A 24,285-nucleotide genomic window follows, 5' to 3' on the forward strand; every position below is an offset into this window, starting at 1 on the left:
AAGGTCCAACAATAAGGGCGCTCATCGGATGAAAAAGACCATGCTTCATCCGCTGGCCATGCGGTCGGCCCCGGGCCTTTGTGGCGCTGGGGTCTTCAGGAGACAGTAGAAGTGAAAACTGCGGCTGCCAAGAGCCCGGCCAAACCCAAGGCCACGCCCGCCAAGACGACGCCTGCCAAGCAGGCGGCCAAGGCGACGTCCGCTGCTGCCAAGACAGACAGCAAGCCCAAGGCGCCTGCCAAGACCAGCACCACGGCGACGCCGCGCACCGCTGCCAGGAAGTCCGCCACTGCACCCTCGGCATTGCCGCCGGTGCCGGCACCCAAGAATCTGCCCATGCCCACTGTTGCCGCTCCTCCCGTGCCGATTCCGGTCAAGAAAGACCCGAAGCTGGCCAACAACTGGAAATCCAAGAACGTTGCCGACCTGAGCGATGCCGAAGTCATCGCCATGCCCGACAGCGAATACATGAACGACAAGCAGCTGGCCTACTTCCGCCTGAAGCTGGTGGGCCTGAAAGAGGACATCCTGGCCAATGCCGGCCAGACCACCGAGAACCTGCGCGAGGACACGGTGGTGGTGCCCGACCCGGCCGACCGCGCCACCATCGAGGAAGAGCATGCGCTGGAGTTGCGCACGCGCGACCGCGAGCGCAAGCTGCTGAAGAAGATCGAGCAGTCGATTGCCCGCATCGACTCGGGCGACTACGGCTATTGCGACGAAACCGGCGAGCCCATCGGCGTGCCGCGCCTGCTGGCGCGCCCCACGGCCACGCTGTCGCTCGAGGCGCAGCAGCGCCGCGAGCTGAAGCAGAAGATGTTCGGCGACTGAGCAGGCAGGCTTCCATCGCGGAGAACCCCCAGCCATGAGCAAGGATTCCGGACAGGGCAGCGGCCTGCTGTCGAAGATGGTGAAGTTCGTCAAGAGCCCGACCACGCACTGGTCGGATCTTGACCGCCCCGAGGGCAATGGCGGGGACACCGAGTCGCGCCTGGCGCTCAAGGAGATGATCGAGCGCAAGCGCCGCAACGATTTCGTGCGCAACCGCGAATTCGACATGCTGCGCAAGGTGCGCCGGCGCGAAACCCTGAGGGACAGCGACCTGGCCGCGGGCCCGTCCTTCTACCCCAGCAGCCAGCCGGCCAACACCGGTGAGCGCGCCCGCACGCTGAAGAAGATCGACGAGATCGAGGCGCAGATGTCCACCGCCTGGTTCAATCGCAACGCGGCGGCCGGGCCACAGGCCGCGGGCGCCAGCCAGGAGGCGCCACAGCCGGCGGGCGATCCCTACGCGAAGACCGCACCCACGCCGATGTCCCTGCCCGCGGCCGAGCGCACCACGCTGCCCCCGGCAGCGGCCTTCGCCCCGACGCTGACCATGGATCAGACGGTAGGCCACGAACCCGTCGTCCCACCTCCCTTGCTGGCACCCGTGCCCGACATGGCGCCGGTGTCCGCCCCAGTCCCAGCACCAGCTTCATCCCCGGCCGGCCCGCGCCTGCTGGGCGACGTGCCGGAGTTCAACGTCGAGGTCGTGGCCGCCGCCAAGCAGGATCCGGAGATCGAGGAGGCCGCCATCCGCTTCGCCAACGGCGACGTGGCGGGCGCCGAGGCGGTGCTGCTGGACCTGGTGGGCATGGGCGGCTCGCGGCGCGATGACGTCGACACCTGGCTGACGCTGTTCGACCTGTACCGCTGCGCCAGCGAGCCGACCAAGTTCGACGACGCGGCGTTCGATTTCGCCGCCATCTTCGGCCGCTCGGCGCCGCAGTGGGCGCTGGTGACCGAGGCGGTGTCGTCGCCCGCACCCATGGCGGTGCAGCCGGCGGCGGTCAGCGCCGGGCTGTTCCACTGGACCTGCCCTTCCACCATGGGCACGCAGTCGGTGGCCGCGCTCAAGGCCACGCTGGATCGCCATGCGCCGCCCTGGCGCATCGACTGGCGGCATGTGAAGGCCATCGAGCCGGCGGCCGTGCCCGGCTTGATCGACGTGCTCAGCCGCTGGGCCGAAACGCCGGCGCGGCTGAAGTTCCACGGTGCCGAACGCCTCCTCGAAGTGCTGACCGGGCATTCGCCCACCGATGATCGCGAGGCCGATCCGCAGTGGTGGCTGGCGCGCCTGGCGCTGCTGCGGGTGATGGGCGAGATGGACGAGTTCGAACTGGTGGCGCTCAACTATTGCGTCACCTACGAGGTGTCGCCGCCCGCCTGGGAAGAACCCAGGAGCCGCTACAGCAACGCGACCGAGGAAGGGCAGACGCTGGTGCCCAGCGAACTGCCCGCTGAAGAAGGCCCGGCGCCCGCGCCGTCCTTCGCCGGCACCGAAACCCCGGCTGCCGGACCGGCCGTGGACAACGGCATCGTCAAGGCCACGTTCGAGGGCGAATACATCGGCACCGCCGGCGAGGCGCTGCAGCCGCTGAATGCGCAGACCACGGCCACGGCGTACGAGATCAACTGCCGCAAGCTGCTGCGGGTGGACTTCGGCGCCGCCGGCGATCTGCTGAACTGGTGCATGGAGCAGCAGGGCAAGGGCCGCAGCGTCACGCTCAAGCAGGTCAATCGCCTGGTGGCCGCGTTCTTCGGTGTCATCGGCATCACCGAGTCGGCGCGGGTGATGCTGCGCACGGACTGACATCCCCCCTGAGGCGCCTGCGGCGCCTTCCCCCCCAGGGGGACAACGCTGGTGGCCGGGGGCCCCGGCCACGGCGTTCCGGGGCGGCCTGCTCCGCGGCCCTTTTTGCGCTTGCTTCGCTGCGCATGCCGTTGGCGGTGGCGGTCTTGAAGAACGCGGGCGTCGTCCCCATCTCGGCGCGATGGAACCATTTCACGGCACCACCATCGTCAGCGTGCGGCGCCAGACGCCCGAAGGCTGGCAAGTCGCCATCGGGGGCGACGGGCAGGTCACGCTGGGCAACATCGTCGTCAAGGGCTCGGCGCGCAAGGTGCGCCGGCTGTACCACGGCAAGGTGCTGGCCGGCTTTGCCGGCGCCACGGCCGACGCCTTCACGCTGTTCGAGCGCTTCGAGGCCAAGCTGGAAAAGCACCAGGGCCACCTGACGCGCGCCGCCATCGAGCTGACCAAGGACTGGCGCACCGACCGCGTGCTGCGCCGGCTCGAGGCCATGCTGGCCGTGGCCGACAAGGAGGCCTCGCTCATCATCACCGGCAACGGCGACGTGCTGGAGCCCGAGCATGGCCTGGTGGCCATCGGCTCGGGCGGCGCCTATGCGCAGGCCGCCGCCCGCGCGCTGCTGGAGCACACCGAACTGCCCGCCGACCAGGTGGTGAAGAAGGCGCTGGAGATCGCCGGCGAGCTGTGCATCTACACCAACATGCACCACACCATCGAAACGCTCTGACGGGTGGCGCGCCCGGTGCGCACCCGTTCGCTCATGAATTGATAGTGGCCTGCGCTCGCCGTGCAATGATTTCAAGCCAAATGATTCTGAAATCGGCTATTGACCAGCGCAGGCAGCTATTGTTTTTGTAATAGATACCTTCCATGTCCAGCATGACCCCGCAGGAGATCGTCTCCGAACTCGACCGCCACATCATTGGCCAGAACGACGCCAAGCGCGCCGTCGCCATCGCGCTGCGCAACCGCTGGCGGCGCCAGCAGGTCGACGAGAAGCTGCGGCCCGAGATCACGCCCAAGAACATCCTGATGATCGGCCCCACCGGCGTCGGCAAGACCGAGATTGCGCGCCGGCTGGCGCGGCTGGCCAACGCGCCCTTCATCAAGGTCGAGGCGACCAAGTTCACCGAGGTGGGCTACGTCGGCAAGGATGTCGATTCGATCATCCGCGACCTGGCCGAAATGGCCGTCAAGCAGCAGCGCGAGCAGGCCATGAAGGCGCACCGCACGCGCGCCGAGGACCTGGCCGAGGACCGCATCCTCGACGTGCTGCTGCCGCCCGCGCGCAACGCCGACGGCAGCAACGCGCCCGCCACCGACGGCGCGGCGCGCCAGGGCTTTCGCAAGAAGCTGCGCGAGGGCCAGCTCGACGACAAGGAGATCGAACTCGAACTGGCCCAGCCAGCGCCCACCATGGAGATTATGGGCCCGCCTGGCATGGAAGACATGGCCGAGCAGCTCAAGGGCATGTTCGGGCAACTCGGGGCCGGCCGGCGCAAGCTGCGGCGCGTGAAGATCGGCGAGGCGATGAAGCTGCTGGTGGACGAGGAGGCCGGCAAGCTGGTGAACGAGGACGAACTGCGCAGCGAGGCGCTGCGCAACCTGGAGCAGAACGGCATCGTCTTCATCGACGAGATCGACAAGGTGGCCTCGCGCAGCATGGAAGGCGGCGGCAGCACAGCCGAGGTGTCGCGCCAGGGCGTGCAGCGCGACCTGCTGCCGCTGGTGGAAGGCACCACGGTGAGCACCAAGTACGGCATGGTGCGCACCGACCACATCCTGTTCATCGCCTCGGGCGCGTTCCACCTGTCCAAGCCGAGCGACCTGATTCCCGAACTGCAGGGGCGCTTGCCGATCCGCGTCGAGCTCGCGTCGCTGTCCGTGCAGGACTTCGAGGCCATCCTGACCCAGACCGACGCCAACCTGGTGCGCCAGTACCAGGCGCTGCTGGCCACCGAGGGCGTGACGCTGACGTTCACGCCCGAGGGCATCTCGCGCCTGGCCGAGATCGCCTGCGCCGTGAACGAGTCGACCGAGAACATCGGCGCGCGCCGGCTGTCGACCGTGATGGAGCGGCTGCTGGACGAGGTGAGCTTCGACGCCACCAAACTCGAGGGCCAGACGGTGACCATCGACGCCGCCTACGTCGACGCGCGCCTGGCGGCGCTGAGCCGCGACGAGGACCTGTCGCGCTACATCCTCTGAGCGGGGGCGGGCGAGCGCCCGCTTCTCTGGAAGCGTGGGCGCTTCAAAAATAGGAGCTTCTGGCGCCTGTCATATGGTCATTTCAGATAGTTTTCTATCTGAAAACATTGATTGATGTGCGCAAGCAGCTATTATTTTGATGGCGCCCGGCCGGGGTGCTGCCTGCCCGCTGCGTTGTCCACTGCGCGACCCGCCAGCCGGGTTATCCACAATGGCGTCGACCATCACTTTGACTATGCGCGCTAAGTTGCTCATTTCAAAGGGGTTTCGCTGTGGATATCTGAGGGAAAACCCAGCTAAGCTCTTGATTTCATTGAAATAATTTGTAGGTCGTCCTTGCCTGCCTGGCTTTTCCTGCTACAGTGCAAAAAAGTGCAATTAAGTGGGGGAAAGTGCCATTCCCCGGTGTTTGGGCACTCAAGGCAGGGAAATTCGCGTGTTTCAAGGGGCGTCGTCGCTGAGTCTGGATGCAAAGGGAAGGCTTTCCGTGCCTACCCGGCACCGTGACGTCCTGAGCGCCACCGCCGCCGGCCAGCTCACCATCACCAAGCACCCGCACGGCTGCCTGATGGTGTTTCCGCGCCCCGAGTGGGAGAAGTTCCGCGAGCGCATCGCCCGGCTGCCCATGTCCGCCCAGTGGTGGAAGCGCATCTTCCTGGGCAACGCCATGGACGTGGACATGGACGGCACCGGCCGCGTGCTGGTGTCGCCCGAGCTGCGCCAGGCCGCCGGCCTGACGCGCGACGTGATGCTGCTGGGCATGGGCCAGCACTTCGAGCTGTGGGACAAGACGACCTACGAAGCCAAGGAGGCCGAGGCCATGCAGGCCGGCATGCCCGAGGCCTTCGAGGACTTCGCTTTTTGAGGCAGGAGGCGGGTGAGCACATGGTCACACACCACGGTCCTGCTGAACGAGGCGACAGACGCCCTCATCACGGACCCGCAAGGTCAGTACGTGGATGCCACGTTCGGCCGGGGCGGGCATGCGCGCCTGATCCTGCAGCGGCTGGCGCCGCAGGGCAGCCTGGTGGCCTTCGACAAGGACCCCGAGGCGCTGGCCGAGGCAGCGCGCATTCAGGATGCGCGCTTCTCGATCCGACACCAGGGCTTTGCCGCGCTGGGCGAGCTGCCGGCGGGCAGTGCGGCCGGGGTGCTGATGGACTTAGGGATCAGCTCGCCGCAGATCGACAACCCCGCGCGGGGTTTTTCTTTTCGTGCCGACGGCCCGCTGGACATGCGCATGGACCCTACGCGCGGCCAGAGCGCGGCCGAATGGCTGGCGGTGGCCGATCAACGGCAGATCGCGGAGGTGATTCGTGACTACGGCGAAGAACGGTTTGCTGGCCCCATTGCAAAGGCGATTGTGTCGCGCCGACAGGAACGGGGCCCTGTTGCAACCACCCTTGAACTGGCCGAACTCGTGGCTGGCGCGGTCAAAACCCGCGAGCCGGGCCAGAACCCTGCAACGCGCACATTTCAGGCTGTTCGGATTTTCGTCAACGCCGAGCTTGAAGAGCTCGAGCAGGCGCTGAAGGCCAGCCTGCATGTGCTGCAACCCGGAGGTCGGCTCGTGGTGATCAGCTTCCATTCACTGGAAGACCGCATCGTCAAGCAGTTCATCGCCCGCCATTCGAAGGCGGTGGTGGACCGCCGCGCGCCGTTCGCCGAGCCGGCGCCCACGCTGCTGCGCGCGCTGGGCCGCGTGAAACCGTCCGAGGCCGAAGTGGCCGCCAACCCGCGCGCGCGCAGCGCCGTGATGCGCGTGGCCGAGCGCACGGAGGCGCCGGCATGACCCGGCTTTCCATCGTGCTGCTGGCCGCCGTCATGGTGTCGGCGCTGTACCTGGTGCGGGTGCAGTACGACTCGCGCCGCCTGTTCACCGAGCTGGACCGCGCCACCGCCGAGGCGCGCCGGCTGGAGACCGAGCGCAGCCGCCTGGAGGTGGAAAAGCGCGCCGAGGCGACCTCGCTGCGCGTCGAGAAGCTGGCCAAGGACAAGCTGGCCATGCGCACGGTCACGCCCGCCATCACGGAGTACGTCACGTCGTCGGCAGCCGTGCCGGCGGCATCCGCTGCGGCGTCAGGGAGCCGGCCATGAGGGATATCCGCTACACCTCCAGCCCGCTGCTGGCCTCCAAGACGCCGGTCTGGCGCAGCAAGTTCATCGTCGCCATGCTGGCGCTGGCCTTCATCGGCCTGACCGCGCGCGCGGCCTACGTGCAGGTGTTCGGCAACGCCTTCTTCCAGCGCCAGGGTGAAGTGCGCTTCGCCCGCACGCTGGAGATGCCGGCCAGCCGCGGCCGCATCTTCGACCGCAACGGCCTGCTTCTGGCTTCCAGCGTGGTGGCGCCCAGCATCTGGGCCATCCCCGAGGACGTGGACCGCAACCCGGCCAAGCTGCAGCAGCTCGCCAAGCTGCTGGGCATGCCGCTGGCCGACCTGAACAAGCGCCTGTCCAACGAGGACAAGACTTTCGTCTGGCTCAAGCGCCAGGTCGACGAGCCGGTGGCCAAGCAGATCGCCGAGCTGAAGATCGCCGGCATCTACCAGCGCAAGGAATACAAGCGCAGATACCCCGAGGGCGAGGCGGCCACGCACGTGGTGGGCTTCGCCAACGTCGAGAACAAGGGCCTGGAAGGCGCCGAGCTGTCGTTCGAGAAGCAGCTGGCCGGCAAGCCCGGATCGCGCCGCGTCATCAAGGACCGCCTGGGCCGCGTGGTGGAGGCCGTGGGCGACGAGGTGCCGCCGGTGGACGGGCAGGACATCCAGCTGTCCATCGATTCCAAGGTGCAGTTCTTCGCCTACCAGAAGCTGCGCGATGCCGTGACGGCCAACAAGGCCAAGTCCGGCAGCGTGGTGGTGCTGGACGCCCAGACCGGCGAGGTGCTGGCGCTGGCCAACTACCCCAGCTATTCGCCCGACAACCGCCGCAACCTGAGCGGCGCACAGCTGCGCAACATCGCGGTCACCGACACCTTCGAGCCGGGCTCCATCATGAAGCCCATCACCGTGGCGATGGCGCTCGAGGCGGGCAAGGTCACGCCGCAGACCTCGATCCCCACGGCGCCCGGTTTCTACAAGCTCGACAAGTTCACCATCCGCGACACGCGCAACCACGGCACGCTCACCGTCGAGGGCGTGGTGCAGAAGTCCAGCAACGTCGGCTCGCTGAAGATCGCGCAGCGGCTGTCCGCACAGGACATGTGGGAGACCTATGCAGCGCTGGGCTACGGTCGCAAGCCGGATCTGGCCTTCCCCGGCGCCGCCACCGGCCGCGTGCGGCACTGGAAGAGCTGGAAGCCGGTGGAGCAGGCCACCATGTCGTACGGCTACGGCCTGTCGGCTTCGCTGTTCCAGATGGCGCACTCGTACACCGTGTTCTCGCACGACGGCGCCATCATTCCCGCCACGCTGCTGAAGGCGCCCGAAGGCGCCGAGGTGCAGGGCGTGCGCGTGTTTTCCGAGAAGAACGCGCGCGCCGTGCGCAAGATGCTCGAGATGGCCGCCGGCCCCGGCGGCACCGGTCAGCGCGCGCAGACCGTGGGCTATTCGGTGGGCGGCAAGTCGGGCACCGCGCGCAAGCAGCAGGGCAAGGGCTATGCCGCCAACAAGTACCGCGCCTGGTTCGCCGGCATGGCGCCCATCGACAAGCCGCGCGTCATCGTGGCGGTGATGGTGGACGAGCCCAGCAACGGCGTGTACTACGGCGGTGCCGTGGCGGCGCCGGTGTTCAGCGAAGTGGTGCAGCAGACGCTGCGCATCATGGGCGTGCAGCCCGACATGGCCGTGAAGCCCGCCATCGTGGCCGAGCAGGTGGAGGAGTCGTTCTGATGATGAGGCTCCCCCCTGAGTCGCTGACGCACCTTCCCCCCTCTGCTGCGCGAGGGAGGACATCGCCAGCGGGCGGGCCAAGCCCTTCCGCGGCGATCGCTGGCATGGCCTGCTCCGCGGCCATCGGTTGGCTGCAGGCGCTCGCACCCCATGGGGAGACGCAAGCGTGATGACGTTGCTGGCTTCGCCCCAGGAGGCTGCACGCTGGTTGCGCGCGCGGGTGACCGGGCGCCTGCACACCGACAGCCGGCAGGTGCGCGAAGGCGATGGCTTCATCGCCTGGCCCGGCGCCGCCACCGACGGCCGGCGCTTCGTGGCGGGCGCGCTGGCGCAGGGTGCCAGCGCCTGCCTGGTCGAGCAGCAGGGTGTCGAGGCCTTCGGTTTCGATGCGCCATCGGTGGCGGTCTATCCGCAGTTGAAGGCCGCCACCGCGCCGATCGCGGCGGCGTACTACGAGGCGCCGTCACAGGCCCTGAACGTGATCGCGGTGACCGGCACCAACGGCAAGACGTCGACGGCGTTCTGGCTGTCCTGCTTGCTCTCGAAAGTGAAGCTGCCGGCGCTGTCTCCGTGCGGCCTGGTGGGTACTTTGGGTGTGGGTCTGCCGGGCCAAATGGTGCCGACGGGCATGACCACGCCCGATCCGGTGCTGCTGCAGCAGCGCTTTCGCGAATTCGTCGACGGCGGCGTGCGCTCCTGCGCCATCGAGGCGTCGTCCATCGGTATCGTCGAGCGCCGGCTGGATGCCACGGCCATCCGAGTGGCCGTGTTCACCAACTTCACGCAGGACCACCTCGACTACCACGGCAACATGGACGCCTACTGGCAGGCCAAGGCCGCGCTGTTCGACTGGCCGCAGCTGCAGTCGGCCGTGATCCAACTGGACGACCCGCGCGCGCACCTGCTGCTGGCGCAGGCCGAGGCGCGTGGGCTCGATGTGTGGACGGTGTCGCGCCAGCGGCCCGCCCGGCTGGCGGCGGTCGATGTCACCTATGGTGCGGCCGGCATGGCGTGGGTGGTGCGCGAGGGCGATGCCTCGGTGCCCATCCGCACCAATCTGGTAGGCGAATACAACATCGACAACCTGATGTGCGTGCTGGGCGCGCTGCGCGCCCTGGGCGTGCCGCTGAACGACGCCGTGGCGGCCTGCACCGACCTGCCGGCGGTGCCGGGCCGCATGCAACGCATCGACGTGCCGGGTGCGCCGCTGGCGGTGGTCGACTATGCACACACTTCCGATGCCCTCGAGAAGGCGCTGGGCGCCTTGCGGCCGCTGGTCAGCGAGCGCGGTGGCCGGCTGTGGTGCGTGTTCGGCTGTGGTGGCAACCGCGATGCGCGCAAGCGCCCGTTGATGGGCGCGGCCGCTGAAGGCGGTGCAGACCGCGTGGTGATCACCAGCGACAACCCGCGCGATGAAGCGCCGCAAGCCATCATCGACGCGGTGCTGGCGGGCCTTCGGCAACCCGCCCAGGCCCGCGTGGTGGTCGACCGCGCCGAAGCCATCGCGCGCGCGCTGCGCGACGCCGATCCGCGCGACGTGGTGCTGATCGCCGGCAAGGGGCACGAGGACTATCAGGAAGTGCGCGGCCAGCGCCTGCCGTTCTCCGACCAGACCCTGGCGCTGCAGGCGCTGCGCCAGCGCATGGAGGCCGCGGCATGACGGCCATGAACCTGAGCCTGCGCGAAGTGGCCGAATCGCTGACCGGCGCGCGCCTGGTGGGCGACGGCGCCACCCTGTGTGCGCGCGTGCATTCGGACACGCGCAGCCTGCAGCCGGGCGCCCTGTTCGTGGCCCTCAAGGGCGAGCGCTTCGATGCCGCCAGCTTTCTGCCCGACGCGGCGGCCAAGGGCGCGGTGGCGGCCCTGTGCGACGCGAGCGCGGCAGCGCAGCTGACGGCCTCCGGCCTGCCTGGCGTGCTGGTGCCGGACGCGAAGATCGGGCTGGGTGAGTTGGCGCGCCAGTGGCGCCGCCGCTTCGCCGGGCCGCTGATCGCCGTCACCGGCAGCAACGGCAAGACCACGGTGACGCAGATGATCGCCTCCATCCTGCGGGTCTGGCGGGGCGATGCGGCCCTGGCCACCGAGGGCAACTTCAACAACGACATCGGCCTGCCGCTGACGCTGCTGCGTCTGCGGCCCAGCACCCAGGCGGCGGTGGTGGAGCTGGGCATGAACCACCCCGGCGAGATCGCCTACCTGGCCGGTATCGCCGAGCCCACGGTGGCGCTGGTCAACAACGCGCAGCGCGAGCACCAGGAGTTCATGACCAGCGTGGAAGCCGTGGCGCGCGAGAACGGCTCGGTGCTGGCGGCCTTGCCCGAAGGCGGCGTGGCGGTGTTTCCGGCCGGCGACGACTACAGCGCGCTGTGGCGGCAACTGGCCGCGGGGCGGCGCGTGGTGCAGTTCGGCGACCCGGCAGCGGGCGCCGAGGTCGCGGACCGGCGCGCGGACTGGCGGCAGGACCATTGGTCCGTGGCGGCCGATACGGCGGCGGGCCCGCTCGAGTTCGAACTGCATGTGGCCGGCCGGCACAACGTGCGCAACGCGCTCGCGGCCACCGCGTGCGCGCTGGCCGCAGGCGCGCCGCTGGCGGCGGTGGCGCAGGGCCTGACGGCCTTCCGGCCGGTCAAGGGGCGCTCGCGCACCTTCATGCTGCGCCACCGTGGCCGCGCCATCACGCTGGTGGACGACACCTACAACGCCAACCCCGACTCGGTGCGCGCCATCATCGACGTGCTGGCCGAGCTTGCCGGCCCGCGCCTGCTGGTGCTGGGCGACATGGGCGAGGTGGGCGAGCGCGGCCCGGCCTTCCACGCCGAAGTGGGCAGCTACGCGCGTGAGCGTGGCATCGAGCGCGTGCTGGCCCACGGGCCGCTGGCCATCCACAGCGCCATGGCCTTTGGCGGCGGTCGGCATTTCGACGACATCCAGGCCTTGACGGACGCCGTGCGCGCGCACCTGCCGCAGTGCGCGTCGATTGCCGTGAAGGGTTCGCGCTTCATGCGCATGGAGCGCGTGGTGCAGGCGTTGACGGCGTCGCCCGCCAGCGACGGGGAGGGCGCCGATGCTGCTTAGTCTGGCCGCCTGGCTGCAGACGCTGTCGCCGGAGCTCGGCTTCTTCCGCGTCTTCCAATACCTCACGTTTCGCGCCGTGATGGCCGCCATGACCGCCCTGGTCATCGGCCTGTTTGCCGGGCCGTGGGTGATCCGCAAGCTGACCGAGCTGAAGATCGGCCAGCCGGTGCGCGGCTACGCCATGGAGACACATCTGTCCAAGAGCGGCACGCCGACCATGGGCGGCGTGCTGGTGCTGTTTGCCATTGCGCTGTCCACGCTGCTGTGGTTCGACTGGTCGAACCGCTTCGTCTGGATCGTGATGGTGGTCACCTTCGGCTTCGGCGCCATCGGCTGGGTCGACGACTGGCGCAAGGTGGTCAACAAGGACCCCGAGGGCATGCGCTCGCGCGAGAAGTATTTCTGGCAATCGGTGATCGGCCTGGTGGCCGCGCTGTACCTGGTGTTTGCCATCTCCGGCGCGTCCAATGCGCAGGTGTGGGCGCTGTTCGTCAACTGGGTGTCCTCGGGCTTCACCATCGACCTGCCCTCGGCCGCCGGCCTGCTGGTGCCCTTCTTCAAGGAGATCACCTACCCGCTGGGCGTGGTCGGGTTCGTGATCCTGAGCTACCTGGTCATCGTCGGCGCCAGCAACGCCGTGAACCTGACCGACGGGCTGGACGGCCTGGCCATCATGCCCGTCATCATGGTCGGTTCGGCGCTGGGTATCTTTGCCTACGTCACCGGCAGTTCGGTGTATTCGAAGTACCTGCTGTTCCCGCACATCCCGGGCACGGGCGAGCTGCTCATCTTCTGCGCCGCCATGGCCGGTGCCGGGCTGGCCTTCCTGTGGTTCAACGCGCACCCGGCGCAGGTGTTCATGGGCGACGTGGGCGCCCTGGCGCTGGGCGGCGCGCTGGGCACCATCGCGGTCATCGTGCGGCAGGAGATCGTGCTGGCCATCATGGGCGGCATCTTCGTCGTCGAGGCACTGTCGGTGATGCTGCAGGTCACCTGGTTCAAGTACACCAAGCGCCGCTACGGCGAAGGCCGGCGCCTGCTCAAGATGGCGCCGCTGCACCACCACTTCGAGCGCAGCGGTTGGGCCGAGACGCAGGTCGTTGTGCGCTTCTGGATCATCACCATGCTGCTGTGCCTGATCGGCCTGGCATCCTTGAAACTGAGGTGAGGCCATGACGATGCTGCAAGACCGTCATGTGCTGATCCTGGGGCTGGGCCTGTCGGGCCTGGCCATGGCCCGCTGGTGCGCCGCGCAAGGCGCCAGCGTGACCGTGGCCGACACGCGCGACGCGCCGCCGCAGCTGGAGGCGCTGCGTGCGCAGGTGCCCGCGGCCCGCTTCGTGGCCGGGCCGATGGACGCCGCGCTGGTCGACGATGCCAGCCTGCGCGCGGTGTACCGCAGCCCGGGCCTGGCGCCCGCCGCGATTTCCAGTGTCGTCAACGCCGCCCGCGAGCGCGGCCTGCCGGTCAGTGGTGAACTGGGCCTGTTCGCCCAGGCCCTGGCCGACCTGAAGGCGCAGCGCGGCTATGCACCCGCCGTGCTGGCCATCACCGGCACCAACGGCAAGACCACGGTGACGGCGCTGACCGGGCAACTGGTCGAGCGCGCCGGCCTGTCGGTGGTCGTGGCCGGCAACATCGGCCCGACGCTGCTGGAAACCCTGCAGGCCCACCTGGCGGACGACAGCCTGCCGCAGGCCTGGGTGCTGGAGCTGTCCAGCTTCCAGCTCGACGGCAGCGACGACTTCGAGCCCACGGCCGCCACCGTGCTCAACGTCACGCAGGACCATCTGGACTGGCATGGCGACATGGCGGCCTACGCGGCGGCCAAGGCGCGCATCTTTGGCGAGCGCGCGGTGATGGTGCTGAACCGCAACGACGACGCCGTGATGGCCATGCGCCCCGCCGCACCGGCCAAGCTGCCGAAGGGCGCGCCCAGGCCCGTGCCGCGCAGCGTGGTGAGCTTCGGCGCCGACATGCCCGCCGAGCCGGGCGACTTCGGCATCGAGGTGGTGGGCGGCATGGCCTGGCTGGTGCGTGCGCAGGAGGCCGACGAAACCCTGCGCCGCCGCAAGGATGTGGAGGTCGAACTGCACATCCAGCGCCTGATGCCCGCCGACGCGCTGCGCATCCGCGGTCGCCACAACGCCGTCAACGCGCTGGCCGCGCTGGCGCTGGCCACCAGCGCGGGCTGCCAGCTCGGCCCGATGCTGTACGGCCTGCGCGAATACCGCGGCGAGCCGCACCGCGTCGAATCCATCGGCCTGCTGGGCGGCATCGAGTACTTCGACGACAGCAAGGGCACCAACGTGGGCGCCACCGTGGCCGCGCTGGAGGGCCTGGGCGCCGAGCGCAAGCTGGTGGTGATCCTGGGCGGCGACGGCAAGGGGCAGGACTTCACGCCGCTGGCGGCGCCCGTGTCGCGCTTCGTGCGGGCGGTGGTGCTGATCGGCCGCGATGCGCCGCAGGTGCGCGCCGCGCTGGCCGATGCCGGCGTGCCGCTGCTGGACGCCACCGGCATGGCCGATGCGGTGGCCCAGGCGCGCGCGCGGGCACACCCCGGCGATGCCGTGCTGCTGTCGCCCGCCTGCGCCAGCCTGGACATGTTCAAGGACTACGCCGAGCGCGCGGAGGTGTTCCGCGCCGCCGTGCGCGACCTGGCGCTGGCCGAGGGAACCGAGATGGAGGTGCTGTCATGACAGCCGCCGCAGAAACACTGACGCCGCCCGCAGGCAAGAAGCCGCGCAAGCCGCGCAGCCGCCAGCGCGTGGACGACCTGCCGGTGCGCATCGGTGGCATGGAATACGCGCGCACGGCCAGCACGCCGTCGCGCCTGCTGGGGTTCGACCAGGCGCTGATCTGGGTCTGCGTAGCCCTGCTGGCCTGGGGCCTGGTGATGGTGTATTCGGCCAGCATCGCGCTGCCCGACAACCCGCGCTTCGAGCGCTATTCGCCCAACCACTTCGCCATGCGCCACGCGTTCTGGATCCTGCTGTCCTTCGTGGCGGCGCTGATCACCTTCCAGGTGCGCATGGACTGGTGGGAGAAGATGGCGCCGTGGCTGTTCGTGGTGTCGCTGGCTTTGCTGATCGCGGTGCTGATCCCGCACATCGGCAACATGGTCAACGGCGCGCGCCGCTGGATCTCGCTCGGTCCCATCAGCTTCCAGCCGTCCGAGCTGGCGAAGATCGCCGTGCTGCTGTACGCCGCCGACTACATGGTGCGCAAGATGGACGTGAAGGAGCGCTTCTTCCGCGCCGTTCTGCCCATGGGCGTGGCGGTGGGCGTGGTGGGCCTGCTGCTGCTGGCGCAGCCCGACATGGGCGCCTTCATGGTGATCGCGGTCATCGCCATGGGCATCCTGTTCCTGGGTGGCGTGAACGCGCGCATGTTCTTCCTCATCGCCTTCGTGCTGGTGGGCATCTTCGCCGCCATGATCTGGGCCTCGCCCTGGCGGCGCGAGCGCATCTTTGCCTACCTCGACCCGTGGAGCGAGGAGCACGCGCTGGGCAAGGGCTACCAGCTGTCGCACGCGCTGATCGCCATCGGCCGGGGCGAGGTGTTCGGCGTTGGCCTGGGCGGCAGCGTGGAGAAGCTGCACTGGCTGCCCGAGGCGCACACCGACTTTCTCACCGCCATCATCGGCGAGGAGTTCGGCCTGGTCGGGCTGGTGTGCGTGATCTTCCTGTTCATGTGGCTCACGCGCCGCATCATGGTCATCGGCCGCCAGGCCATCGCGCTGGACCGCGTGTTCAGCGGCCTGGTGGCGCAGGGCATCGGCCTGTGGCTGGGCTTCCAGGCCTTCATCAACATCGGCGTGAACCTGGGCGCGCTGCCCACCAAGGGGCTGACGCTGCCCTTCATGAGCTACGGCGGCTCGGCCATTTTGGCCAACATGGTGGCCATTGCCATCGTGCTGCGGGTCGATGTTGAAAACCGTCGCCTCATGCACGGAGGCCGGGCATGAGGCGACGGTTTCGCCAAAACCGGCCGTGCGCGCAGCGCAGCATGCCGCCGTGCGGCATGGCTCATGCACGGAGGCCGGGCATGAGGCGCTTCAGTGCAGCAAATCAGGCGATAGCCATTTGGCGCCATTCTTCGATTCAAAAAAAGAAGCTGCTGGCGCCCGTAAATCGAGAGCTAGAGGCGTTTTTGTTGAATCAAAAAATTCAGCAAGTCCCCCCTGTTGAGGCGCTGCCCCTGACGACCGGAGGCCGCGCATGAGCGCCAAGTGCGCGCTCGTGATGGCCGGCGGCACCGGCGGCCACATCTTTCCGGGCCTGGCCGTGGCCGAGGCGCTGCGCGCGCGCGGCTGGCGCGTGCACTGGCTGGGCGCCCCCGCCAGCATGGAGGCACAACTGGTGCCGCCGCGCGGCTTCGACTTCGAGGCGGTGGAATTCGGCGGCGTGCGCGGCAAGGGCGTGTCGACCCTGGTGCTGCTGCCGCTGCGCCTGCTGAAAGCCTTCGGGCAAAGCATCGGCGTGATCCGCCGCGTGAAGCCCGACGTGCTGGTGGGCCTGGGCGGCTACATCACCTTTCCCGGTGGCCTGATGGGCGTGGCCCTGAACAAGCCGCTGGTGCTGCACGAGCAGAACTCGGTCGCCGGCATGGCCAACAAGGTGCTGGCCGGCGTGGCCGATCGCGTGTTCACCGCCTTCCCCGGCGTCTTACCGAAGGCGCGCAAGGTGCAGTGGGTGGGCAACCCGCTGCGCGCCGCGTTCAAGCAAGTCCCCGCGCCGGCCGAGCGTTTTGCCGGCCGCAGTGGCCCACTGAAGGTGCTGGTGGTGGGCGGCAGCCTGGGCGCGCAGGCGCTGAACGAGGTGGTGCCCAAGGCACTGGCGCTGATGCCGCCCGCGCAGCGCCCCATCGTGCTGCACCAGAGCGGCGCCAAGCAGATCGACGCGCTGCGCGCCAACTACCAGGCCGCCGGCGTGCAGGCCGAGTGCGTGCCCTTCATCGACGACATGGCGCGCGCCTATGCCGACGCCGATCTGGTGATCTGCCGCGCCGGCGCCACCACCGTGACCGAGATCGCCGCCATCGGCGCCGCCGCGCTGTTCGTGCCGTTTCCGCACGCGGTGGACGACCACCAGACCACCAACGCGAAGTTCCTGGTCGACCAGGGTGCGGGCTGGCTGATCCAGCAGCGCGATCTGACGCCGCAAGGCCTGGCTGATCTGCTTCAGAAAAAAGAGCGTTCCGCGCTGGTGCAGGCGGCGCAGAAGGCCAAAACGATGCAGAAAACAAACGCCGTGGAGGACGTGGTCGCCGCCTGTGAGGAGCTAACGGCATGAAGCACGCCATCCGCCACATCCACTTCGTCGGCATCGGCGGCGCCGGCATGAGCGGCATCGCCGAGGTGCTGCACAACCTGGGCTACACGGTGTCCGGCTCCGACCTTGCTGATGGCGCCACGCTGCGGCGCCTGGCCGGCATGGGCATCCGCACCTTCATCGGCCACGCCGCCGCCAATGTGGAGGGCGCGGACGCGGTGGTCACCTCCACCGCCGTCAAGCCTGACAACCCCGAGGTGCTGATCGCGCGCGAGCGGCGCATTCCCGTGGTGCCGCGCGCCATGATGCTGGCCGAGCTGATGCGCCTGAAGCAGGGCATCGCCATTGCAGGCACGCACGGCAAGACGACGACCACCAGCCTGGTGGCCAGCGTGCTGGCCGAGGGCGGGCTGGACCCGACCTTCGTCATCGGCGGGCGCCTGAACAGTGCCGGCGCCAACGCGCGGCTGGGCTCGGGCGACTACATCGTGGTCGAGGCCGATGAATCCGACGCCTCCTTCCTCAACCTGCTGCCCGTGATGGCCGTCGTCACCAACATCGACGCCGACCACATGGAGACCTACGGCCACGACTTCGGCAAGCTGAAGCAGGCCTTCGTCGACTTCCTGCACAAGATGCCGTTCTACGGCACCGCCATCCTGTGCCTCGAAAGCCCGGCGGTGCGCGAGATCGCCGGCAACCTGGCCTGCCCGGTCATCACCTACGGCTTTGCCGAGGATGCGCAGGTGCGCGCCGTCGACGTGCGCGCGGCGCACGGCCAGATGCACTTCACCGTGCAGCGCCGCAATGGCGTGCAGCTGCCCGATCTGCCGGTGGTGCTGAACCTGGCGGGCGAGCACAACGTGCTGAACGCGCTGTCGGCCATCGCCGTGGCGACCGAGCTGAGCATCGACGACGCGGCGCTGCAGAAGGCGCTGGCCGAGTTCAAGGGCGTGGGCCGGCGCTTCCAGCGCTATGGCGATCTGCCGGCCAGGGGCGGCGGCAGCTTCACCGTGATCGACGACTACGGCCACCACCCGGTCGAGATGGCGGCCACGCTGGCGGCGGCGCGCGGCGCGTTTCCGGGGCGGCGGCTGGTGCTGGCCTTCCAGCCGCACCGCTACACCCGCACGCGCGACTGCTTCGAGGATTTCGTCAAGGTCATCGGCAGTGCCGACCACGTGGTGCTGACCGAGGTCTATGCCGCCGGCGAGGAGCCCATCGTCGCCGCCGACGGCCGTTCGCTGGCGCGCGCGCTGCGCGTGGCGGGCCGCGTGGAGCCGGTGTTCGTGGGCGACGTGGCCGATCTGCCGGCGCTGATCGCCGCACAGGCGCAGGCCGGCGACGTGGTGATGTGCATGGGTGCGGGCTCGATTGGTGGTATTCCCGCAAAAGTCGTTGAAATGCTACAAAAAACTGAGCATAATCCGGGCTGAACAAGACGACCATGGTGCAACAAGACGTTCAATTCGGAAAAGTGGCGGTGCTGATGGGGGGCCAGTCGGCCGAGCGCGAGGTGTCGCTGATGTCCGGCCAGGGTGTGCTGGCCGCACTGCGCGCCCGCGGCGTCGACGCGCATGCCTTCGACCCGGCCGCCCAGCCGATGGACGAATTGAAGAAGCAGGGCTTCACCCGCTGCTTCATCGCGCTGCACGGCCGCTACGGCGAAGACGGCACGGTGCAGGGCGCGCTGGAGCTGCTGGGCATTCCGTACACCGGCGCCGGCGTCATGGCCTCCAGCATGGCCATCGACAAGGTGATGACCAAGCGCGTGTGGCTGGCCGAAGGCCTGCCGACGCCGCGCTACGTGCTGCTGCACCGCAGCGAATACACACCCGAGCGCGTGCGCGCCATTCCCGCCGCGCTGGGCCTGCCGCTGATCGTCAAGCCGGTGCGCGAAGGCTCGTCGCTGGGCGTGACCAAGGTCACCAGCGCCGACCAGATGGAACAGGCCCTGGCCGACGCCGCGGCGCTGGACGCCGACATCCTGTGCGAGGAGTTCATCGCCGGCGACGAGGTGACCTGCCCGGTCCTGGGCACCGGCGGCGACGCCCGCGCGCTGCCGGTGATCCACATCGTCGCGCCCGAAGGCCAGTACGACTACCAGAACAAGTACTTCACCGACGTCACCGAATACCGCGTGCCGTGCGACCTGCCGGCCGGTGAGGAAGCGGCGATCCAGCAACTGGTGCTCAAGGCCTACCGCGTGCTCGGCTGCCGCGGCTGGGGCCGCATCGACGTCATGATCGACGCCGCCACGCGCCAGCCCTACCTGCTGGAGATCAACACCTCGCCCGGCATGACCAGCCACTCGCTGGTGCCCATGGCGGCCCAGGCGGCGGGCACCGATTACGAAACGCTGTGCCTGCAGCTGCTGGCCAGCGCCTCGCTGGATTACCCGCCCACCACGGAGGCGCGCGCATGACGAACAGCCTGCCGGTGCCGGTCGATGTGCGCCTGATGAACGTGACGACTTCGCTGCTCGTCACGGGCCTGGTGCTGGCCTGCCTGGCGGCCGGGCTGTGGTGGGCGCTGCGCAACCCGGCCTTCGCCATCCGCCAGATCGTGGTGGCGGGCGACACCACGCACAACAGCGCCACCAGCCTGCGCGCGGCCGTGGCGCCGCGCCTGTCGGGCAACTTCTTCACGCTGGATCTGGCCAGTGCGCAGGCCGCCTTCCAGGCCGCGCCCTGGGTGCGCAGGGCGGTGGTGCAGCGCGAGTTTCCGGGGCGGCTGAACGTGATCCTGCAGGAGCACCGGGCCGTGGCGCACTGGGGTGAGGGCGACGATACGCCGCTGGTCAACAGCTTCGGCGAGGTGTTCGAGGCCGCTGGCGGCAACGACCTGAGCGACGACGAACTGCCCGTGCTGGCCGGGCCCGAGGGGCAGGCCGCACAGGTGCTGGCCATGCACCGCCTGCTGAACCCGCTGGTGGCGCCGCTGGATGCCCAGATCGCGCAGTTGGCGCTGCAGTCGCGCGGCAACTGGCAGGCCGAACTGGACAACGGGGCCGTGATCGAGCTGGGCCATGGCGAGCCGCCCGCGCTGGCGGCGCGCCTGAAGCAGTTCGTGGGCACGGTCAAGGAAGTGGCGGCGCGCCATCAGCGCCCGGTGGAGGCCGTCGAGGCGGCGGATTTGCGGCATCCGGGCGGTTATGCGCTGCGGCTGCGCGGTGTCACCACCGTGCGCCCCGACACGCCGCCCGGCAAGCCCGCGGCCACGCGCTGAGACACAAGAAGAAAGCAAGAACGACTGGTAACTTCATGGCAAAAGAGTACAAGGATTTGATCGTCGGCCTCGACATCGGCACCGCCAAGATCATGGTGGTGGTGGGCGAGGTGCTGGCCGGCGGCGACCTCAAGCTCGCCGGCCTGGGGGTGGCCCCCAGCAACGGCCTGAAGCGCGGCGTGGTGGTCAACATCGACGCCACCGTTGCCAGCATCCAGCAGGCGCTGAAAGAGGCCGAGCTGATGGCCGACTGCAAGATCGGTCGCGTCTACACCGGCATCACCGGCAGCCACATCCGCGGCATCAACTCCACCGGCATGGTGGCGGTGAAGGACAAGGAAGTCACCCACGCCGACGTGCAGCGCGTGGTCGAGACCGCCAAGGCCATCAACATCTCCAGCGACCAGCGCCTGCTGCTGGTCGAGCCGCAGGAATTCGTCATCGACGGCCAGGACGTGCGTGAGCCCGTGGGCATGAGCGGCATGCGGCTGGAAGCCAAGGTGCACATCGTCACCGGCGCGCAGAGCGCGGCCGAGAACATCATCAAGTGCGTGCGCCGCTGCGGCCTCGACGTGGACCAGCTGATGCTGAACCCGCTGGCCTCGGCGCAGGCGGTGCTGACCGACGACGAGCGCGAACTGGGCGTGGCCTGCGTCGACGTCGGTGCCGGCACCACCGACGTGGCCATCTTCGCCGGCGGCTCCATCCGCCACACGGCGGTGATCCCGATCGCCGGCGACCTGATCACCAGCGACATCGCCATGGCCCTGCGCACGCCCACCATGGACGCCGAGGACATCAAGGTGGCCAGCGGCTGCGCCAAGCAACTGCTGGCCGACGCCGACACGCAGGTCGAGGTGCCGGGCCTGGGCGACCGCACGCCGCGCATGCTGAGCAAGCAGGCGCTGGCCGGCGTGATCGAGCCGCGCGTGGAGGAAATCTTCTCGCTGGTGCAGCAGGTGATTCGCGATTCCGGCTTCGAGGAGGTGCTGTCCTCCGGCGTGGTGCTGACGGGCGGCAGCGCCGTCATGCCGGGCATCGTCGAGCTGGGCGAGGACATCTTCCTCAAGCCCGTGCGGCGTGGCGTGCCCAAGTACTCACGCGCCCTGTCCGACATGGTGGCGCAGCCGCGCGCGGCCACCGTGATGGGGCTGATGGAAGAGGCGCGCGCCGCACGGCTGCGCGGCTACAAGGTGGCGCAGAAGTCGAGCGGTGTGAAGACGGCGTTCGGCCGCTTCAAGGATTTCATCGTGGGGAACTTTTGATGACCCCTCATTGGCAGAGCACGGGGCCGCCGACCTGGGCCCTTCAGCAAGCGCATCAGGTCCATGACAACAACAGCTATTTCAATTTCTTTCCAACCACGGCAACTGCAGGCAGACAAGGAGTGACACCATGAGCATCGAGATGATTGAGACGGACGGATTTCACGCGGGCACCCAGATCAAGGTGATCGGCGTTGGCGGCGGCGGCAGCAATGCCGTCGACCACATGATTTCGCGCCAGGTCCAGGGTGTCGAGTTCGTGTGCGCCAACACCGATGCGCAGGCGCTCAGCCGCACGCTGGCGGGTGCGGCCATCCAGCTGGGCAACAGCGGCCTGGGCGCGGGCAGCAAGCCCGACAAGGGCCGCGAGGCCGCCGAGGCCGCGTCGGACGACATCCGCCAGGCCATCCGTGGTGCGCACATGCTGTTCATCACCGCCGGCATGGGCGGCGGCACCGGCACCGGCGCCGCACCGGTGATCGCCCGCATCGCCAAGGACATGGGCATCCTCACCGTGGCCGTGGTCACCAAGCCCTTCGACTGGGAAGGCGGCCGCCGCATGACCAACGCCGAAGCCGGCCTGGCCGAACTGGAAGCCAACGTCGACTCGCTGGTGGTGGTGCTGAACGAGAAGCTGCTCGAGGTGCTGGGTGACGACATCACCCAGGAAGAAGCCTTCGCCCAGGCCAACGACGTGCTGAAGAACGCCGTCGGCGGCATCGCCGAGATCATCAACAACTACGGCAACGTGAACGTCGACTTCGAGGACGTGCGCACCGTGATGGGCGAGCCCGGCAAGGCCATGATGGGCACGGCCACCGCCAGCGGCCCCGACCGCGCCCGCATCGCCGCCGAGCAGGCTGTGGCCTGCCCGCTGCTGGAGGGCATCGACCTGTCGGGCGCCAAGGGCGTGCTGGTGCTGGTCACCGCGTCCAAGGGTTCGCTCAAGCTGAACGAGTCGCGCGAGGCCATGAACACCATCCGCGCCTACGCCTCGCCGGAAGCGCACGTGATCTACGGCGCCGCCTACGACGATTCGCTGGGCGACGACATCCGCGTCACCGTGCTGGCCACCGGCCTGTCGCGCCAGGGCGTGCGCCGCCAGCCCATCACCGTGGTGCAGGGCGGCCTGCGCACCGGCACCGACAACGTGCCGTTCCACGTGCCGACGCTGAACCAGTCCGTGGGCGGTGCACCGGCCGGCCACGCCGCGCAGCAGCCCGACTACGGCAACATGGCCGTGCCCAGCGTGTGGCGCACCAACCGCACCCAGGCGGCGGCCAAGGTCGACGCGCTGTCCTCGGGCGGCATGGACGACTTCGAGATCCCGGCGTTCCTGCGCAAGCAGGCAGACTGAGCATCCCCCCTGAGGCGCTGACGCGCCTTCCCCCGGAGGGGGACAACGCTGGCGGCCGGCGCAGGTCCGGCCGCGGCGTTCGCGCATGGTCTGCTCCGCGGCCCTTTCCGGGCTTGCTGCGCAGCCCGGCATTCGCTCCCTCCCCCGCTGGGGGAGGGTTGGGGTGGGGGCCGGCGGCGCGGGAAACGTGACAGGTCTGCTTCCTCCTTCTTTCAGCATGGGCAACGCCCCAGGGCGGGCCAAGCTCTTCGGCGGCGTTCCTGGCATCGGCCCGGGCGGCGGATGAATCAAGCACTTGAAGGCTATTGTATTGATAGCTGTCTGCGCTTGTTGGACGGGCGCTGAAGCCTGATTTGGCTTGTAAGCGCCGTTGACGCGGAGCACTTAAAATATGCGGATGCTTGCGCAACGCACCCTCAAGTCCCTCACGCGCGCCGTGGGCGTCGGCCTGCACAGCGGCGAGCGGGTGGAGCTGACGCTGCGCCCGGCACCGCCCGACACCGGCATCGTGTTCCGCCGCATCGACCTGCCCGAGCCGGTGGACATTCCGGTGAACGCCCGGTCGGTGACCGACACGCGCCTGGCCTCCACGCTGTCGCACGGTGACGCGAAGGTGCGCACGGTGGAGCACCTGATGTCGGCGTGCGCCGGCCTGGGCCTGGACAACCTCTACATCGACATCACGGCCGAGGAAGTGCCCATCCTCGATGGCTCGGCCTCGTCCTTCGTCTACCTGCTGCAAAGCGCCGGCATCGAACTGCAGAACGCGCCCAAGCGGTTCCTGCGCGTGCTCAAGCCCGTGGAAGTGCGCGAAGGCGAGGGCGACCAGCTCAAGTGGGCGCGGCTGGAGCCGCACCACGGCTTCACGCTCAGCTTCGAGATCGACTTCCAGCACCCGGCGGTCGATTCCACCGGCCAGCAGGTCACGTTCGACATGGGCTCGGGCCGCTACAGCCGCGACATCGCCCGTGCCCGCACCTTCGCCTTCAGCAAGGACGTGGAGATGATGCGCGCCAACGGCCTGGCACTGGGCGGCGGGCTCGACAACGCCATCGTCATGGACGACACCAAGGTGCTGAACGTGGACGGCCTGCGCTACGCCGAGGAGTTCGCCAAGCACAAGATCCTCGACGCCATCGGCGACCTGTACTGCGTCGGCCAGCCCATGCTGGCGGCGTACAGCGCCTTCCGCTCGGGCCACGCGCTCAACAACCAGTTGCTGCGCGCACTGCTGGCGCGCGAAGACGCCTACGAGATCGTCAGCTTCGAGGACGAGAAGAAGGCGCCGGCTGGCTTCGCGCAGCTGGTGCGGGCCTGGTGAGCGGCGCCCTCGCGCCTGCGCCCGCTCCCAAGAAAACCAGTGTTGCCGGCGTCTGATACCGCTGCGCGTTCCAACTTTTGACTGCTGACGCCA

At 68.8% G+C, this 24,285-nt stretch carries 21 protein-coding genes; all 21 read left to right on the forward strand.

Annotation, left to right across the window (positions count from 1 at the left end):
- Positions 1-303 precede the first annotated feature (303 nt).
- Entirely contained in the window at positions 304-831 is a 528-nt protein-coding gene (gene dksA / locus ACFSCU_RS04675) for an RNA polymerase-binding protein DksA (RefSeq protein WP_333707950.1), read from the forward strand.
- Positions 832-865: 34 nt separating this feature from the next.
- Positions 866-2,635 carry a hypothetical protein gene (locus ACFSCU_RS04680; RefSeq protein ID WP_180550735.1) on the forward strand — a complete coding sequence of 590 codons (1,770 nt, stop codon included), beginning with the start codon at positions 866-868 and terminating at the stop codon, positions 2,633-2,635.
- 181 nt (positions 2,636-2,816) lie between these two features.
- On the forward strand, positions 2,817-3,362 hold the full coding sequence (gene hslV / locus ACFSCU_RS04685) for an ATP-dependent protease subunit HslV (protein ID WP_180550736.1): 546 nt from the start codon (positions 2,817-2,819) through the stop codon (positions 3,360-3,362).
- Positions 3,363-3,505: 143 nt separating this feature from the next.
- Complete coding sequence (hslU, locus tag ACFSCU_RS04690) at positions 3,506-4,843, forward strand: ATP-dependent protease ATPase subunit HslU (RefSeq protein ID WP_180550737.1); 1,338 nt, start codon at positions 3,506-3,508, stop codon at positions 4,841-4,843.
- Positions 4,844-5,279: 436 nt separating this feature from the next.
- On the forward strand, positions 5,280-5,708 hold the full coding sequence (gene mraZ, locus ACFSCU_RS04695) for a division/cell wall cluster transcriptional repressor MraZ (protein WP_377560027.1): 429 nt from the start codon (positions 5,280-5,282) through the stop codon (positions 5,706-5,708).
- Positions 5,709-5,720: 12 nt separating this feature from the next.
- On the forward strand, positions 5,721-6,635 hold the full coding sequence (rsmH, locus tag ACFSCU_RS04700) for a 16S rRNA (cytosine(1402)-N(4))-methyltransferase RsmH (RefSeq protein WP_180550739.1): 915 nt from the start codon (positions 5,721-5,723) through the stop codon (positions 6,633-6,635).
- The gene (gene ftsL, locus ACFSCU_RS04705) at positions 6,632-6,940 is read left to right on the forward strand and encodes a cell division protein FtsL (RefSeq protein ID WP_180550740.1); all 309 of its coding nucleotides are present in this window, start codon (positions 6,632-6,634) and stop codon (positions 6,938-6,940) included. The genes rsmH and ftsL overlap by 4 nt, the downstream gene beginning before the upstream one ends.
- Entirely contained in the window at positions 6,937-8,673 is a 1,737-nt protein-coding gene (locus ACFSCU_RS04710) for a peptidoglycan D,D-transpeptidase FtsI family protein (RefSeq protein WP_180550741.1), read from the forward strand. Before ftsL ends, ACFSCU_RS04710 begins: the two co-directional genes overlap by 4 nt.
- A 169-nt stretch (positions 8,674-8,842) precedes the next feature.
- Positions 8,843-10,333, forward strand: coding sequence for a UDP-N-acetylmuramoyl-L-alanyl-D-glutamate--2,6-diaminopimelate ligase (locus ACFSCU_RS04715; protein ID WP_180550742.1), 1,491 nt, complete (start codon positions 8,843-8,845; stop codon positions 10,331-10,333).
- Positions 10,330-11,748, forward strand: a complete 1,419-nt coding sequence (locus ACFSCU_RS04720; RefSeq protein ID WP_180550743.1) for a UDP-N-acetylmuramoyl-tripeptide--D-alanyl-D-alanine ligase — start codon at positions 10,330-10,332, stop codon at positions 11,746-11,748. The genes ACFSCU_RS04715 and ACFSCU_RS04720 overlap by 4 nt, the downstream gene beginning before the upstream one ends.
- Entirely contained in the window at positions 11,738-12,916 is a 1,179-nt protein-coding gene (mraY, locus tag ACFSCU_RS04725; protein WP_180550744.1) for a phospho-N-acetylmuramoyl-pentapeptide-transferase, read from the forward strand. Before ACFSCU_RS04720 ends, mraY begins: the two co-directional genes overlap by 11 nt.
- A 4-nt stretch (positions 12,917-12,920) precedes the next feature.
- Complete coding sequence (murD, locus tag ACFSCU_RS04730; protein WP_180550745.1) at positions 12,921-14,447, forward strand: UDP-N-acetylmuramoyl-L-alanine--D-glutamate ligase; 1,527 nt, start codon at positions 12,921-12,923, stop codon at positions 14,445-14,447.
- On the forward strand, positions 14,444-15,715 hold the full coding sequence (gene ftsW / locus ACFSCU_RS04735; RefSeq protein ID WP_333705462.1) for a putative lipid II flippase FtsW: 1,272 nt from the start codon (positions 14,444-14,446) through the stop codon (positions 15,713-15,715). Before murD ends, ftsW begins: the two co-directional genes overlap by 4 nt.
- Before the next feature lie 80 nt (positions 15,716-15,795).
- Positions 15,796-15,972: a hypothetical protein gene (locus ACFSCU_RS04740; RefSeq protein ID WP_377560031.1), complete on the forward strand. Its 177-nt coding sequence runs from the start codon at positions 15,796-15,798 to the stop codon at positions 15,970-15,972.
- Positions 15,969-17,042 (forward strand): undecaprenyldiphospho-muramoylpentapeptide beta-N-acetylglucosaminyltransferase, encoded by a 1,074-nt coding sequence (murG, locus tag ACFSCU_RS04745; protein ID WP_377560032.1) that lies wholly within the window; start codon positions 15,969-15,971, stop codon positions 17,040-17,042. The genes ACFSCU_RS04740 and murG overlap by 4 nt, the downstream gene beginning before the upstream one ends.
- Positions 17,039-18,457 carry a UDP-N-acetylmuramate--L-alanine ligase gene (gene murC / locus ACFSCU_RS04750; RefSeq protein WP_377560033.1) on the forward strand — a complete coding sequence of 473 codons (1,419 nt, stop codon included), beginning with the start codon at positions 17,039-17,041 and terminating at the stop codon, positions 18,455-18,457. The genes murG and murC overlap by 4 nt, the downstream gene beginning before the upstream one ends.
- Before the next feature lie 11 nt (positions 18,458-18,468).
- Positions 18,469-19,446 (forward strand): D-alanine--D-alanine ligase, encoded by a 978-nt coding sequence (locus ACFSCU_RS04755; RefSeq protein ID WP_377560034.1) that lies wholly within the window; start codon positions 18,469-18,471, stop codon positions 19,444-19,446.
- Positions 19,443-20,249 (forward strand): cell division protein FtsQ/DivIB, encoded by an 807-nt coding sequence (locus ACFSCU_RS04760; protein ID WP_180550746.1) that lies wholly within the window; start codon positions 19,443-19,445, stop codon positions 20,247-20,249. The genes ACFSCU_RS04755 and ACFSCU_RS04760 overlap by 4 nt, the downstream gene beginning before the upstream one ends.
- 35 nt (positions 20,250-20,284) lie before the next feature.
- Positions 20,285-21,514, forward strand: coding sequence for a cell division protein FtsA (gene ftsA / locus ACFSCU_RS04765; protein ID WP_333705466.1), 1,230 nt, complete (start codon positions 20,285-20,287; stop codon positions 21,512-21,514).
- 130 nt (positions 21,515-21,644) lie between these two features.
- On the forward strand, positions 21,645-22,871 hold the full coding sequence (ftsZ, locus tag ACFSCU_RS04770) for a cell division protein FtsZ (protein ID WP_180550747.1): 1,227 nt from the start codon (positions 21,645-21,647) through the stop codon (positions 22,869-22,871).
- 397 nt (positions 22,872-23,268) lie between these two features.
- Positions 23,269-24,192 (forward strand): UDP-3-O-acyl-N-acetylglucosamine deacetylase, encoded by a 924-nt coding sequence (lpxC, locus tag ACFSCU_RS04775; protein ID WP_180550748.1) that lies wholly within the window; start codon positions 23,269-23,271, stop codon positions 24,190-24,192.
- Positions 24,193-24,285: the final 93 nt, after the last annotated feature.

This window comes from Ottowia beijingensis (assembly GCF_042680925.1).
GTDB classification, from domain to species: domain Bacteria; phylum Pseudomonadota; class Gammaproteobacteria; order Burkholderiales; family Burkholderiaceae_C; genus Ottowia; species Ottowia beijingensis.